The organism is Zobellia nedashkovskayae, from assembly GCF_015330125.1.
In the GTDB taxonomy this organism is placed as follows: Bacteria; Bacteroidota; Bacteroidia; order Flavobacteriales; family Flavobacteriaceae; genus Zobellia; species Zobellia nedashkovskayae.
Window position 1 is genome coordinate 2,977,878 of the sequence record NZ_JADDXR010000002.1, and the last position, 16,913, is coordinate 2,994,790.

At 35.8% G+C, this 16,913-nt stretch carries 7 protein-coding genes; 5 read left to right on the forward strand and 2 right to left on the reverse strand.

The window, feature by feature from the left end; translation table 11 throughout:
• Positions 1-219: 219 nt before the first annotated feature.
• Positions 220-4,374, forward strand: coding sequence for a hybrid sensor histidine kinase/response regulator transcription factor (locus IWB64_RS12520; RefSeq protein WP_317171974.1), 4,155 nt, complete (start codon positions 220-222; stop codon positions 4,372-4,374).
• A gap of 85 nt (positions 4,375-4,459) precedes the next feature.
• On the opposite strand, the gene IWB64_RS12525 is transcribed toward IWB64_RS12520, so the two are convergent.
• Positions 4,460-6,256 carry a RagB/SusD family nutrient uptake outer membrane protein gene (locus IWB64_RS12525; protein ID WP_194534319.1) on the reverse strand — a complete coding sequence of 599 codons (1,797 nt, stop codon included), beginning with the start codon at positions 6,254-6,256 and terminating at the stop codon, positions 4,460-4,462.
• Between the two features lie 42 nt (positions 6,257-6,298).
• On the reverse strand, positions 6,299-9,568 hold the full coding sequence (locus IWB64_RS12530; RefSeq protein WP_194534320.1) for a SusC/RagA family TonB-linked outer membrane protein: 3,270 nt from the start codon (positions 9,566-9,568) through the stop codon (positions 6,299-6,301).
• A gap of 742 nt (positions 9,569-10,310) precedes the next feature.
• Between IWB64_RS12530 and IWB64_RS12535 the strand changes: the two genes are divergently transcribed.
• From IWB64_RS12535 to IWB64_RS12550, 4 genes are all read left to right on the forward strand, one after another.
• Positions 10,311-11,504 carry a glycoside hydrolase family 88 protein gene (locus tag IWB64_RS12535; RefSeq protein ID WP_194534321.1) on the forward strand — a complete coding sequence of 398 codons (1,194 nt, stop codon included), beginning with the start codon at positions 10,311-10,313 and terminating at the stop codon, positions 11,502-11,504.
• Between the two features lie 123 nt (positions 11,505-11,627).
• Positions 11,628-12,500, forward strand: coding sequence for an alpha/beta hydrolase (locus IWB64_RS12540; protein ID WP_226975868.1), 873 nt, complete (start codon positions 11,628-11,630; stop codon positions 12,498-12,500).
• A gap of 19 nt (positions 12,501-12,519) precedes the next feature.
• Positions 12,520-14,040 (forward strand): sulfatase family protein, encoded by a 1,521-nt coding sequence (locus IWB64_RS12545; RefSeq protein WP_194534322.1) that lies wholly within the window; start codon positions 12,520-12,522, stop codon positions 14,038-14,040.
• 44 nt (positions 14,041-14,084) lie between these two features.
• Positions 14,085-16,904 carry a heparinase II/III domain-containing protein gene (locus tag IWB64_RS12550; protein WP_226975869.1) on the forward strand — a complete coding sequence of 940 codons (2,820 nt, stop codon included), beginning with the start codon at positions 14,085-14,087 and terminating at the stop codon, positions 16,902-16,904.
• Positions 16,905-16,913 lie beyond the last annotated feature (9 nt).

Consider the following 16,913-nt stretch of genomic DNA (forward strand, 5'->3'; position numbering starts at 1 on the left):
ATAAAAAAGTCCGATTTATAAAAATCCATTTCATTTTTAACGCTTCCATCCAATATGAAGATGCTATCTTATTCTCACTAAATATCCGGATAATGTTACCGTTTACTTAAAATTATTCTCTTTTTCACTGTGGTTCTAGCTCATCTTTTCGTAGATTTTCCACTTAAATTATATTTGTTGTCTACGCACACAATAAAGTCCAATTCAAAAATGGTTACCGTGAAACCTGTTTATGTATTCCTTTTACTTCTCTCAACAACATTGAGTGCGCAATTTAATACGCTAAAGTTCGAGAATTTTGAAACCCCAGAAGGGTTGTCTAGCAGTACGTGTTCGGAGATATTTCAGGACAAAGAAGGTTTTCTTTGGTTTGGAACTATAGACGGGCTAAATAGGTATAATGGGTATGAATTTGAAATATTTAGGTCGGTTTTAAACGATACTACTTCCATTAGTAATAATAGAATAAATACCATTACGGAGGATAGGCATGGTAAATTATGGGTGGGAACCAATAATGGTTTAAATGTCTATGATAAACAAACCAATAAATTTACGCTTATTGACCTTTATGGTCCGTTATCCTTGTCAACTAGCCCAAGAAAAATTATAAACGATGTAGCGTATGACGCTGTTGGGAACGCTATTTGGGTGGCTACTGAAAATGGCGTAATTAAAATTGAACTTACGAATGTAGATACGCTTCAGAACTTAAAATTTTCATACTATTTAAACGATAGTACGAATGATAGATCTTTAGATTCTAACAATGTAAATATTATTCTAATCCATAAGGAAGAATTATGGATTACAACAGATGGGCAATATCTTAATAAATACAATAGATCTAAGGATGATTTTGATAGAGTATTTATTGATAGCGGAAATCCGTACGAACTTAACCATATACCTAAAAGAGTATTTATTGATAGCGACGGTGATTTTTTAATAGGAAATGACCTGTCTGACATGATATTTTGGATTCGAGACAAAAACGAATTTGAGCATCTTTCTTTGGTAGATTTCCATATTCCTGTAAGCAATATCTATCAAGATGAGAGCGGTATTTTTTGGTTGTCAACAGATGGCCATGGCATTTATTTGTATGATAAGAAAAAGGGAAAAATAACCCAACAGATTGTAAATAACCTTTTTGATCCCTTCTCACTGGCCAATAACAAGCCTTCTATAATATATGAGGACCGAAATGATATTTTATGGATAGGAAGTTATGATAAGGGGGTAAGTAAATTAGATCCATCAAAGTATTCCTTTGGGCATTATTATCATCAACCCAATAATGACCAAGGTCTTAGTGAAAAGATAGTACAATCTGTACTGCAAGATGCTAAGGGGCGTATATGGTTGGGAGCATACAATGGCGGGCTGAATTTATTTGATGAACAAAATGAATCGTACAAGCATTATAAATATATTCCAGGGAATGAAAATTCGCTTTCTTCCAATAAAATCCTATACACGTTTGAATCATCTGATGGTAAAATATGGATTTGTACGTTAGATGGTGGCCTTAATAGTTTTGACCCTGAAACGGAAGTTTTTAAACGGTATGAAAATGACGTGTTTAACCCAAAATCCATAGGTCAAAACTCCGTATGGGCAGGCTTGGAAGATTTTGAAAAAAGAATTTGGATAGGCTTGCGTACAGATGGTCTAAATCTTTTAGACCCTAAAACGGGAATATTTAATAGTTACAGGAATACGTCTCTAAAGGATATAGGTTTAACTAGTAATATTATCCTATATCTCTATGTAGATTCTAAAAAACGCTTGTTAATAGGCACTACCCTTGGGCTAAATGTGGTTGAGCTAGATAAGCTTCAAGAGTTTGCTCCAAAAGAAATAAATTTTGAAAGGGTAAATGAAATTGGTGTAGAGGGAAACAGGATAAATTATATAACCGAAGACCATAACGATAACATCTGGTTGGGTACGGATTCCGGAATAATTGTTCTTAATAATGAATTAAAAAATATTAAATCGTATTCTTCTAATGACGGCTTGCCCAATAATCTGGTAGTTGGTTTAGAGGAAGACGATAATCATAATTTTTGGATAACTACAAAAAGTGGACTTTCCTTTCTTAACCCTGAAACCAATGAGATCAGAAACTTCAATGCCCATGATGGGGTTCAAGGAACGGAATTTCAAACGAAATCTATAGATAAGACCAAGGATGGTAGAATCTTGGCAGGGGGGCTTAACGGATTCAATATATTTCATCCAGATCATATAAAGTTACCTGCAGATGTAAAGTTGAAACCATTAATTACAAGTTTTAAGCTCAACAACAAAAAAGTAGTCAAAGGCGACTCTATAAATGAACGTGTGTTGATTAACAGTGCATTGGATTCTATTGGAAATATCAAATTGAAATACGATGAAAACTATATCTCTTTTGAGTTTGTGGCGTTGAATTTTGAGAATCCAGAACAAGTGCAATACGCATATAAAATGCACGGGCTTGATGATGACTTTGTTAACATAGGAAGCAATAGGGTCGTAAACCATTCCAATCTAGAGCCGGGAGACTATATATTTGAAGTAAAATCTTCTGTTGATGGAAAATGGGCCAATGCCGGTTCTGCCAAATTGAATATTGAGATTCTGCCTCCTTTTTGGAAAACTTGGTGGATGTACTTTATTTATGCTATAACCGGTGGTTTCCTTCTTTGGGCCATAATGTATTACTACACACAAAAGGTTAGGGAAGATCAGAAGCACGAGCTGGATCAGATGAAACTTCAGTTTTTTGTAAATGTTTCACATGAGTTTAGAACCCCTCTAACTTTAATCTTAAACCCTGTAGACAAGATACTTTCTGGCATTAATGAGTCCAGTCCTATGATGAACTCGGCACAGACCATACAGCGTAGTGCCAGAAGATTATTGCATTTGGTAAACCAACTTTTGGACTATAGAAAGATGGATGTTGGAATGATGCCTTTGCAATTAGAAAAAGGTAACATTGTTAAGTTTTCTGAGGATATTTTTATGCTATTCAAAGATTTGGCAGATCAAAAGGAGCTGAGTTACACGTTTACGGCAGATTCAAAGAAAATACAAGCTCATTTTGATTTAGACAAAGTCGAAAAAATAATAACCAACTTAATTTCTAATGCCATAAAGTTCACTCCGCCAGAAGGAACTATTGTCGTATCCATAAATAAGGTCACTAAAAAAGTAACAACATACGATTCGCTCTTTTTTTCTAAAGAGAAGATGGGAGATTATGTAGAAATTGTGGTAAAAGATAGTGGTAGAGGACTAGATAAGGTACAATTGAAGAATATTTTCTCTAGGTTCTACAATTTAGATCCATCAAAGACAGGAACAGGTATAGGGCTGAATTTTAGTAAAGCTTTAGTAGAAATGCACGGTGGCGATATCTCTGTTGAAAGTCAATCTAAAAAAGGAAGCAAATTTATAGTTAGGTTGCCTTTAAATCTTGATAAGGAAGCCACGGAGACCGAAAATATTAAGAACGAGTTCCGTATTAATTCCATGAAAGCGGTGGAGTATGAAATGCTTACGACCAATGAGTTGGTGACGAGCAAAGATTTTCAAGAACAGACAGGAGATAAAGACCGCCCAACAGTTCTTGTAGTAGAAGATAATAAGGAGTTACGAACGCATTTGGTCAATGACCTTAGAGAGTTTTATCAAGTAAAGCAGGCCGCGAATGGAGAGAAGGGTTTAAAAATGGCCAAAAAGCATTTGCCAGATATTATCATAAGTGATGTAATGATGCCTTTAATGGATGGTTTTGAACTTTGCAAAAAACTTAAAAATGAATTTGAAACCTGTCATATTCCTGTGTTATTATTAACTGCTAAAAGCTTGGATGACGATAGGGTAGAGGGGTATCATAGTGGAGCAGATGGGTATTTGTCAAAACCTTTTGTTACTAGGGTTTTAATCGCTAGAATAAATAATTTATTGGAAACAAAGAAAAGACTACGACAACGATTTTCCGAGATAGGAGGTATTTTCCCCGCAAGTGAAGTTACTACCAATACTATGGATGAAGTGTTTTTGGATAAGGTCACAAAAACTATTCTGGACAATGTTGGTGATATGGACTTCAAGCAAGAAAACCTTTTAAAAGAATTAGGTATTGGAAGGTCTCAGTTATATCGAAAAATAAACTCTTTAACGGGTAAAAATCCTAGCCATTATATGCGTACGGTACGTTTAAGACGTGCTGCTGAATTACTTAAAGAGAATAGATATTCAATAAAGGAAATATCTTATATGACAGGCTTTAATTCTACCGCGTACTTCAGTAAAACATTCCGCGAACTTTTTAAAGTAACCCCAACAGAATTTACCGAGCAACAAGAAAACGAATAGAAATAAAAAAAGCAGCTGTATATAAATACAACTGCTTTTCAGACTAACTAACTCAAAACTAACTCAAATAATTATCATTGTAAAACTACCACCCAGGGTTTTGTTTCAAACTTGGGCTCAAAACAAGTTCTTCTAATGGTAATGGCCACAAGTAATTTTTAATATTATATGTTCTAAAACTTGCAGGGTCAATTATTAAAGCACGTACTGGTCCTACTCCAGAAGGGTAATCATCTACAAAGCCATAAATAGCGGTGGATGGATCAAAAAGATCACTATTAGTTTCGTATTCAGTTCCTTCAATAACAGCTCCGATTATGTTGTTACTAAGTAAATCTACCGCTGTGTTCCATCGTCGAATATCATTCCAATGGTTGTTATCTTCCATGTACAATTCAACGGTTCTTTCTCTTCTAATCTCATCTAACATATCTAAGTCATTGGAAGTAACCAATGCATTAGTTAAAGGAGCAATGCCTGCTCTATTTCTAAGTAGATTAACAGATAAATCTAAATCACCATCAGAAATAGAACCATCACGCTCAAACAATGCTTCAGCATAGGTAAGTAATATTTCACCATATCTTAAGTGAGGATAATTATAAGATTCTTCGCGAACACTTCTATACTTATTCCAAGTAGTGAATTTTTGATTGGATAAATTAGAATTATTAACATTTGAAATTGCTAAAATTGCATTTGATCCTTCAACGGGTGCTGTTCCCCCTCCAAAATTAGCCCACATTCTTCGATCTCTATTTTCAAATTGGTCTGATTGCTTAGCGTAACCTTCAAATAGAGGGCTATTTATTGCTACATCATTTTTATCAACTAGTGGTAACCCATCTGTAGTCGAATACATATCTAGCGCAACTTGTGTAGCCGAGTTTCTACTTTCATTTATTTGCGTAAATTGAGAACGTATTTGATCGTTTGCTGCATGGTCAAATATACTTTGTATTATGAATTCCTTATTTGATGCTTTGGTATAGCCCCCAGGGTTTGAATCTGCACCTTCTAAAGAAAACAACCATTTATATGAATTATTTTCCATTAGTGGGTCTGCATTTTGGTTCCAAATCTCAAAAGCACCACTATCTATAACTTCTTTTGCTGCTGTAACTGCCTGTGCGATATAAGCATCTGCGGTAACTGTTGGTCCACCAGATCCTTCAAAGTCGGTAACAGTACCTACGTATTTTTCCCAAGTACCTTCAAATAAAAGTACACGAGCTTTATACGCTGTTGCGGCAATACTACTAATTTTTCCAAGATCAGGGCCCACAGCTGTTTCCGGTAAACCTGCAATAGCCAGATCTAAGTCTGCTAAAACTTGTGTTACAAGTTCATACCTGCTATTTCTTGGAGAATCTAAAACTTCATCATCTAGACCAGCTACTACGGTCATAATAGGAGCGCCACCAAAACGTTTTAATAATCTAAAGTGATGGTATGCTCTAAAAAAGTAAGCCGTTGCAATAGATTCACTTATCTCTGATGCACTACCGCCATTAGCAACATACTCTTCTCCTTTTTTAATTAAAGTATTTATATCTCTAAGGTACCAGTATGCATTTTTCCAATACAAGTCCTCAAATGTTGGGTTATTAACTCCTTGTCCAAAGTCTTGCGCATACCCGTTTAACTCTGTGCCGTAATCTGAAATTTCTGCAAAACCGTCATTGTCTCCAGTACCAGGGTTTGATGCTTTTGGCGAATGTAGCCCACTGTAAAAATCGTTAGCACCATCTTCAAAATCTTGCGGATTGTCAAAGAAGACAATCTCCGTAACACTATCTAAATCTTGTAAATCTAGAAATTTATCTTCACAGCTCATCAATAGGAATACGGCTGCTGAAAATAGGATTATTAATTTTTTCATTTGTATATTTTTTTAGTAATTAAATGTGGTCTTTTGGTAAGATTAAAATGCCAAATTAACTCCAATAGCAACAGTTCGTTGAAATGGGTATACTGATTGTTGTACATTAGATTCGGTAACTGTTGGAACGTTCCCGTCTTCAGGGTCATAACCATCAACCAAAGAACTGAGCTCAAAAAGATCATTTCCAGAAACATAAATACGTATTTTATCCATATTTAACTTGTCTAAAACATCTGCAGGTAATGAATACCCTATAACAATATTTTTAAGACGTATATATTTGTTGTTTTGAATAAATGTATCTGTGTTAGACCAGTTCCATCGGGCAAGAGTTCGCTGAGCTGTTAATCTAGGATATGTTGCACCTGTATTTTCTGGAGTCCAAGTAAGGCCATTATAAGCGTTTGTTTGGTTAGGCCATGGATTATTAAAAGGAAAAGCACTAACTCCTTGTCTAAGTACATTTTGTTGTAGTGCACCTTGCATAAAGGCGGTAAAATCAAAACCTTTATATTTTGCTCCTAGGTTGATACCAAAAACATAGTGTGTTTGTGCATCTCCTACATATTTAATATCACCTTGACCCTTTTCATTGTCTTGGTTTATTGCGTTAATACTACCGTCTCCATCTAAATCTACTATTTTAGTATCACCAACACGCAGAGCGTTTCCTCCATTAGGCACTGAAGAGCCATCTTTATCATATAAGGCATTGTAGGCATCTACTTCTGCTTGTGATTGGAAGAGGCCATCGGTTTCAAATACAAAATAGGAATTTAAAGGAAAACCTTCAACCAACTCATTATAACCTGCTTGTATTGAGCCTCCGCCACCTTCTAGGTTAACTAGTTCATTTGTGTTGTCACTCATATTTACACCAATGTTATAGGAGAAATCTCCTTTTTGATCTTTCCAGTTTAACATGGCTTCCCAACCAGTGGTTTTTAAATTTCCAATATTTGTTTCTGGGGCGTCTCCACCTAATAGTGCAGAATAAGATCTGCCTAAAAGCATATCTTTGTTTTCTCTTTCATAGGTCTCAAAAGTACCAGATAGCTTGTTGTTAAAAAGTCCAAAATCAATAGCGATATTTTTGATTGTAACAACTTCCCAAGAGCGTTGTGTAGTTGTTATACCAGCAACTGATGCAGTATTACTTAATGTTCCTCCCTCACCAAAAAGTTCAGTGCCTTGAGATATTGTAGACACATAATCGTACCTACCTATACCTGCTTGATTACCACTAGAACCAATACTAGCTCTAAGCTTTAAATTACTTAAACTTTCAAGATTTTCTAAAAAACTCTCTTTGTGAATGTTCCAACCAACTGATGCACTTCCATAATTATTGAATTTAAATCCAGGAGCAAATCTAGAAGAACCATCACGTCTACCTACTAATTCTACCAAGTACTTCTCATTATAATCATAATTAAGTCTTGTTAAATAAGAGTATAGGCCATCATGGTCTTGGCCTCTGCTGTTGTTGTTTCCAGCCCCGCCAATTGTCGGAACTCCTGAAGCAACTGCTAAATCAAACACACCTTCATTTACAATATCAGTTCTTTTTGCACTAAGCCCTTCAAATTCATTTAGTTCAGCTGTCATGCCTACCATAGCTTTAAAATTATGCTTACCTAATTTAGTCTCGTAGTTTAAGAAACCACCATAGGTTTGATATTCATTAGTGAGATGTATAGTTTCAATACTTGACGTTGAATTTACTGCTTCATTATAACTTTCGCCTTCCCAACCAAATACTGGTACTGTTAATTGAGTAATATCTTGTCTACTATTTACATGGTTATATGTTCCAGTAGCATTTACACTAAAACCAGACCCAAGATCATACTTAAGATTTAAAGAGATTTTTGCTATATTCTCTTCCAAATCGTCTCTACCACCTTCACTAGTAGCGGCTATGGAATTTGTAGAATATCGACCAAAATTGCCATACCATTGACCAAGAGAATTTTTTGCAGGAAATATGGGGGCATCTTGTCCAACTAAGCCTCGTCCAAAACCTGAAGAAGGACTAGATGTACGGTTTTTTTGTAATGAAATGTTAGTGGCTAAATTTAGTCTTTCTGTAATATCAAAATCTGTATTTAAACGTACCGAAAATTGTTTTATACCATCATAAGCAGTTTTTAATGCACCTTGTGATTCAGATACGCCCATAGATAATCGATACCTTGCTTGGTCTGAACTTCCAGAAAGACTCAAACTTTGTTGATGACCTATGTTAGATCCATACAAATCTTCATAACGATCTGCAGGCGCTAGATATAAGAATCCGCCTTCTCCCCAGCCGTCAACTATTGGAGTTGCGTAATAGCCAGCTTGTCCAGATGCAATACCTTGTAAAGCTTCTTCTCCCCAGTTCCAATAATTAGCAACACCAGTTGCAGCTAAATCTTGTTCTGCTGTATCTAGCCATAATTGCCCGTATTCTTGATATGACGGAAAAGGTGGTTTCAAGCCTAGAAAATTCATTCTAGTATTAGAATTGAACTCAATTTTCATTTTACCTTTACCTTTTTTGGTAGTAACTAAAATGACACCATTTGCTGCTCTAGAACCATATATAGATGCGGCACCATCTTTAAGAACACTAATAGTTTCAATATCATCTGGGTTCATTTGAAAAAATTCACTGTCGTCAAATGCTGGCGCACCATCTATTACAATTAATGGGCTTCCACCATTAATTGAAGTAACACCCCTAATTTGTAAATTAACATTTTCATTACCTGGTCTTGAAGAAGATCTATTAACAGTAAGACCTGGCGTTTGTCCTTGTAAAGCTAATGCCACATTACTAACCGCACGATCTTCAAAAACTTCAGAACTAATTTGTTCAACAGCACCTGTTAAGGTTTCTTTTTTAGCCGTACCGAAACCCACTACAATCACTTCATCAAGAGCGGCGACATCCATATCTAGTGACACGTTTATTGTTGTGTTATTTTCTACGGTCACTTCTTTAGCAGCAAACCCAATTGAAGAGAATACCAATATGCTGTTAGAAGAAGCTACGTTTATGGAGAAGTTTCCATCAAAATCTGTTGTTGTACCTGTTGTAGTTCCTTTTACGATGACGTTTGCACCAGGAATTGGCATACCATCATCAGAACCTATTACAGTACCGGTAATAGTTAAATCTTGAACATCTGTAATGTTCAGGTTAATACTACTGCTTGTTACAGCGTATAAATTTGTACATGCGCCGCTTATTAGAAACCCTAAGATTCCTAATAGACCAGCTACATACTTTAAGTTGGTTTGTTTTCTTTTTTCAGTGGTCATAAAAGTGTTATTTAATAGTTTTTGTTGAATTAATTTTTTTGGACTCATACTGTAGATTATGTGTACTCAAAAATTGTTAAGCCAATGTTAAAAATAATTGAAGCCCGTATCGATAAATTATCATTCATTGATTATAAATTATTGTTCATTATCAGTTTGAATGACTTTAAAATAGGGTATTCGTAAAAATTGCGGGTAGAAAACTTCAAATTACTAGAGCGAAGAGTTGTGCAAGGATTACATCATTTTAAGGTTAAATTCCATGCAATTTTAAATAGTATTTGAAGAGGTAAAATGGGTAAGTCTAAATTATAGCGGTCTTGATTAGCTCGCACGCACTATAAATAGGACTGTTTTCTTGGGTAGCGAGATATTCTAACGGAATATGAAATTAAAATATTTGGATGCTTAAAATCTAATCACTGCAAAAAGCCAAGAAAAAATTTTAAGGTTAAAAAGTCTTTTTTCAACTTAAAATAGAGCAATTTAAAAAACATATGAAATTGCACAGATATTTATGCTTAGTACATAAATATCTCTCCTAATAGATACAAAAGGCTATTATTTTATAGCTTATGAATCATAATTTATGAGTCTTTATAATCATTCTCGGTAAAATTGTACAGAGCTAAAATTCCACCTAAAAACCCAAGTAAGTTTATTCCGGGTTTAATGGTTTCAGAATTTTTCGTTTTAAAAAATCAACTTTAATGATATCCTCAGGATATCTAAAATATATCAGATGAGAGTAAGGCTACATTTAATTTTATTTGTTTCGTTTTTAATGTTTTCATGTGCTTCCAAAAAAAAGGAAGTTGTCCAATTCTCTGCCGAGAAGGTGCTTGACGAAAATGTAAAGAAAATTAAGGAAGTACAAGAAACGGTAAAAAGCGTAGATCAATTTCCTAGAAATATTCCAAAAGGGCAGACCAATTGGGAAATGGTGGGTGTTCGTGATTGGTGTAGCGGTTTTTGGCCCGGTGTACTCTGGTACGCTTATGAGCAATCGAACGATTCGGAATTAAAGGAGAGTGCCATAAAATCTACAGAGGCATTAAAACCAATAGCTTATAGCCCCGCAGAAAACCATGATATTGGTTTTATGTTGTATTGTAGTTATGGTAATGGCTATAGATTAACGGGTAACGAAGATTATAAAAAGGTATTGTTGGCAGCTGCCGATACTTTGGCTACGCTTTACAACCCTAAAGTGGGTAGTATTTTATCATGGCCTATTAAGAAAAGCGAATTTGATCATAATACGATAGTAGATAATATGATGAATTTGGAACTGCTCTTTTGGGCGGCTAAGAATGGAGGTAGTAAAGATTTATATGACCTATCTGAAAGTCACGCACAGTTAACTATGGATTATCTAGTTAGAGAAGATGGCTCTATGTTTCATTTAGGATCTTTTGATAGTGAAACAGGAGAGTTTCTAAAAGGGATGACTCACCAAGGATATGCAGATGACTCTATGTGGGCCAGAGGGCAGACATGGGGTATTTACGGTTTTGCCATGGCCTATAGAGAGACGGGTAACAAAGATTTTTTAAACACGTCAATCAAACTATCGGATCATTTTTTAGAGCGCTTGCCCAAAGATGGCATTCCTTACTGGGATTTTGATGATCCTAAGATTCCGAATTCACCAAAGGATGCATCAGCCGCCGCTGTGGCTGCTTGTGGCTTTTTAGAGCTTTCTGAATTAGTTGAAGATTCAGTTTTAAAACAAAAGTATGTTGATGCAGCAAAAAAAATATTAGAGAAATTATCTAGTGAACCTTATTATAGTGGTGATACAAATCAATCTCTTCTTTTGCATTCTACAGGGCATCACCCAAATAACTCCGAAATAGATATCCCTATTGTTTATGCGGATTATTACTATATGGAAGCCTTGTTACGGTTGAAAAAACTTGAAACATCTAAATAAATGTAATGAAGTGTTAGAGGTTCTATCTAACAAAAAAAATAAAGTAGAAGTACAAATTGGTCTTTTATGTTAAGAATAGCTGCTACATTTAACGGGAGGTGTGAATTATAAAATAAAAACCGAATGAAAAATTTTAAAAGTAAAGTCTTACCTGTATTAATGTTTTTGGTTTTGGCCACAGCAACCAGCCAAAAAAGAGATACTCCCATTCCATCCTTGCCTAATGAGATTATCTATAAAATCATTGACGGTGATACTTTAAAAATGCAAGTGATATATCCTGATAAAATGAAACCAAAGAAAGAATACCCTGCAATAGTATTCTTTTTTGGTGGTGGGTGGAATGGTGGAACTACAAAGCAATTTGAGGACCAAGCAAAGTACTTCGCAACTAGGGGCATGGTTGGTTTTTTGGTTGATTACCGTGTCAAATCCAGACACCAGACTACACCCTTTGAATCCGTAAGCGATGCAAAATCGGCCATGAGGTTTGTAAGGGGTAATGCTGATAAATTTCAAATAGATCCTAATAAAATTATAGCTTCAGGGGGTTCTGCTGGAGGACATTTGGCTGCTGCAACGGCAACTTTAGACGGATTGGATGAATCTACAGACGACCTTTCTATAAGTGCAAAACCTAATGCCTTGGTGCTTTACAATCCGGTAATCGATAATGGACCTGATGGGTTTGAATACAAACGAATGAACGGCCGCCATATGGAGATATCACCAAAGCATAATATAAAGAAAGGTACTGCGCCTACCATAATTTTTCTAGGAACAAAAGATGCGTTAATACCAGTATCCACAATGGAAAAATATAAAGCAAAAATGGAGGAGGTAGGAAGCAGATGCGACCTCTTTTTGTACGAAGATCAAATCCATGGTTTTTTTAATAAATCTAAAAATAACGGAGAGTTTTATATTAAAACTACCAGGGAAGCAGATAAGTTTTTGCAATCTATCGGATTTTTAAAAGGGAAAACTCAAATCTAAAAATATTAAGTGTCTACATATGAAAAATAAAATAGTCGTCTTTGTTATTACCCTGTTGTTATTAGCCCCAAACCTTAGTTTTGGATTTCAACAACCTCAAAAAGTTAAAACCACTAACCTCAATTTAAAGAAGGTTAAAGGGCAAAAGAAAAGGAATGTCATCTTTATTTTAACAGATGACCACCGTTATGATTTTATGGGCTTTACAGGTAAGGTGCCGTGGCTAAAGACTCCAAATATGGATAAAATGGCAGCAGAAGGGGCACACATGAAAAATGCTTTTGTAACAACGTCTTTATGTTCGCCAAGTAGGGCCAGTATTTTAACGGGAGAATATTCTCATGTGCACACGATTGTAGATAATGTAGCGCCTAATCCTGGGAACTTGACTTTCTTTCCGGAGTACCTTCAAAAGGCCGGATACCAGACTTCTTTTTTTGGAAAATGGCATATGGGTGATCATAATGATAGCCCAAGACCTGGCTTTGATCATTGGGAAAGCTTTGCTGGTCAAGGAGATTACTATGCGCCCAACCTTAACATCAACGGAAAAAATACACAGTACGATAAGGAGACTTACGTAACTGATTTGTTGACAGAGCATGCAGTTGATTGGTTGGATAATAGAGATGCCGAAAAACCATTTTTCATGTATCTATCTCATAAAGCGGTTCATGCTATGTTTAAGCCTGCCAAGAGGCATGAGGGGATGTATGCGGGTAAAAAAATAGAAAAACCAGACTCGTATACCCAAACTATTGGTAGCGCCTATAAAAAGTTGAACTGGCCGGAATGGGTTAAAAAACAGCGGGATAGCTGGCATGGTGTAGATTATATGTATCATGGCACAGCAGATGGCACTTTTGATGATTTGGTGCAACGCTATTGCGAAACTTTAATGGGTGTTGATGAAAGTGTAGGCACCGTTATGGAATGGTTAAAAGCCAATGGTCTTGATGAGTCTACTATGGTTATTTATATGGGTGATAATGGATTTAGTTGGGGTGAACATGGTTTAATAGACAAGCGTCATTTTTACGAAGAGTCGGTTAAAGTGCCAATGTTAGTGCGTTGTCCAGAAATTTTTGAAGGAGGACAGACTATAGAACGCATGGTACAGAATGTAGATATAGCACCCACTATTTTAGAGTGTGCAGGACTGGAAAAGCCAGATTATATGCCGGGTAAATCATTTGTTCAATTGTTAAAAGGGGATGAAAACAACTGGCGCGATAAGATATTCTACGAATATTATTTTGAGTATGATTTTCCCATGACACCAACAGTTTTTGGAGTGAGAACAGATAAGTATAAATACATACGCTATAACGGTATTTGGGATACGAATGAACTCTATGATATAGAGAATGACCCTAACGAAATAGTCAACCTTATAGACAAGCCGGAATTACAACCCATGATAAAGGATTTTGCCAATAGTCTTTATGATTGGTTAGAAAATAGCGATGGAATGCAGATACCTTTAAAAAGGAATGTATACCATAGAATAGGGGATTACGAACACCCTAATCAATATTAATTTAAAAGACTTTGAACTAATTGGTTAAACAGTATAGAATATGCATGAATTTTAGAAAGACGATGCTTAAAATGAAAAGGAGGGAATTATGGATTTCGGCATGCGTTTTATTTGTTTCGATTATGGTAACTGGGCAAACAACAGATCACCCAAGAATTTATGTCACTGACCAAGAAAAGGAAGTTTTTGTAAAGTCGGTAGAAAATGTTGAATGGAAAAAGGAACTTGTTAGTAAAAAGAAGGAGCGTTTAGAAAAGTATATTACCTATTGGGAAAATGACCCAGAATGGTTGGTTTCAAGACTTCAAATGAATTGGAACACCAAACACACTAAAGTTTTTCTAAAGGGAGGTGAGTTTTCGCATTCAGAAGGAAAAGCTCCTGTGGCTACGGTTAGGTATTCTGGCACAAGAGATTGGGCAACGGATTATGTGCGTCCCAAGTTAGAGGATGTACAACCTTATTCTGATGACCCTCGCGGCTTATATTTAAAACATAAACAAACAGGAAAAATGGAATGGGTACATCCTTCCAAATCAGGTTTTGCAATTGATAAGATCAATGAGCAAATCTTGGAACTTGTGGAAGATGCCGCTTTTTTGCATTGGTTTACTGGTGAACAAAAGTATGCCGATTTTGCTGCTCCCGTTTTCTTTACCTATATGGAGGGAATGTATTATAGGGATGCTCCTATAGATTTGGAAAAATCGGCACAAGACAATATTTCTGGCCTCGCCACCTTTGAAGTTATTCATGAAGGCATTGTAGTCTCGCTGGTTACTACCTATGATTTTCTCTTTAATTATTTTAAGGCGAATAATAAGAAACTAGACACTTCGGTAGCCGTACTTCAGAAATGGGGAGACCAAATAATCAATAAGGGAATTCCTGATAATAATTGGAATTTATTCCAAGCTAGGTTTCTTACCTATATTGGTTTGGTTTTAGAGGGAAACCAAAATTACAAAAACGGAAAAGGGCAAGAATATTTTTTAGACCACACCTTTAATATTTCTACAGATAGGCAAATCGCTATCAAAGAAAGCTTATTAGTCTACGACCAAGAAAACGCCATGTGGCCAGAGTGCGCCTCATATTCCGTGCATGTCATTACTACCTTTTTACGAATCTTCACTTTGTTAGATCATGCTACAAATGCCAATGAGTTTGCTAATTATCCTATAGTAGAAAGGGCGGCTTTAGCCTCTTTTCAGTATTTGTTTCCAAGTGGTTATATGGTTGGTTTTGGAGATTCACATCATAAAATATTACCCCCAGAAAATTTTGAGCTTTTAGTTTCGAACTATAAAAAGTACGGTCAAAAGGATAAAGAAAAGTTGATATCAGGCCTTTTATCGCGAATGGTAAATGATGGTTCGTACGACCGAAAAGCAAAAGATTTCTTTGAGTTGTTTTTCTACACGGACAATTTAATTGATGGTGGTCCTACGGAAGATATAAATACAGATGATCTCATATCTCCAACTTTTTATGCGCCTAACGTTAGTATGGTTAACCAACGAATGGGAGAGGCTGATAATGCGGTAATGGCTTCTACAGTGGGTTCTTTTGGTAATCACGCTCATGCCAATGGTATTTCATTGGAATTGTATGCGAACAATTATGTGTTAGGTACAGATATGGGTCGTGGTTCTAGTTACTGGCATCCAAATCATAGGGAGTTTTATTCACGGTTTCCTGCTCATAATACGGTAGTCGTAGACGGTAAATCGGATTATGCGGCAATGCGGACGTATTTTCCTTTTAAGCTAGAAAATGTATTTCCTAAATCAGGAGAAAGACCTTTTTTTGATAAAGTAACTTTTTCAAACGTATCCTTTGTAGAACCAAAGACGATTTCGAATCAGCAGCGTTTTACGGCAGTGATCGCTTCAAATAACCAAAAACCGTATGTTATTGATGTATTTCGCTCTAAAAAACAAAAAGGAGGGAAGCAGAAACATGAATATATCTATCATAATTTAGGGCAATCATTAGACATTTTTGATGCAAAAAAGAATCTTTTAAATACAGTTTTAACCGATGATTTATCTTCTCAAAAGGGAGATTTAAAAGGCTATGATTACTTTACGGATAAAAGTAAAGTGATCAATTCTGGTGATATTCAGGCTGTTTTTACGTTAAAAAGCAGTGAAAAGGCCGATAATTTCATGAAATTATGGGTAAAAGGAAACAAAGACCAAAATATATATAAAGTCAATTCACCAAAATCTAATGCCCTTACTGAAGGTACCGCTCCCAAAGAAATTCTTGAAAAACCCGTACCTACATTAATTTTAAAAAGAGAGGAAGCAGCTTGGGAAAATCCTTTTACGGTAATATTTAATCCTTTTATGGAAGGGAAAGCTAATCCCATAGCCAATGTGTCTTTTTCATCCTTACAGGAATATCCCAACACACAGATTATTGATGTTTTACTAAGTGATAAAGTCACTTTAGATCGTACAGTTTTAAATGCCTCGGAAAGTGATATTGCAGCTACAGAAGGTTTCTATCAAAAAGGGTTGCTGTCTATATTACGGTTGACTAATAATGAGGCTGATATAGAATTTATGTTTTTATCGGGAATGGAAAAATTTGAATCGCATGGATGGGATATCGTTTCATCGGGCAAACCATTTTCATTTTCGCTTGAAAAAACTACGAATGGGTATGCGGTAAGTAATGACAATCCTATAACCATCAATATGCCCCTACCAAAGGAGGGGAGCCAACCTGGAATACAGTTGTACAAAGACGGTAAACTCATAGCAAGCCGAAAAGGAACAACCAACAGGAACAACCCAAATCAAGTCGTGTTTAAACTGTCCAAGGTGTATGACAAGGTTTTAATTACGTATTAAAAAGACCGA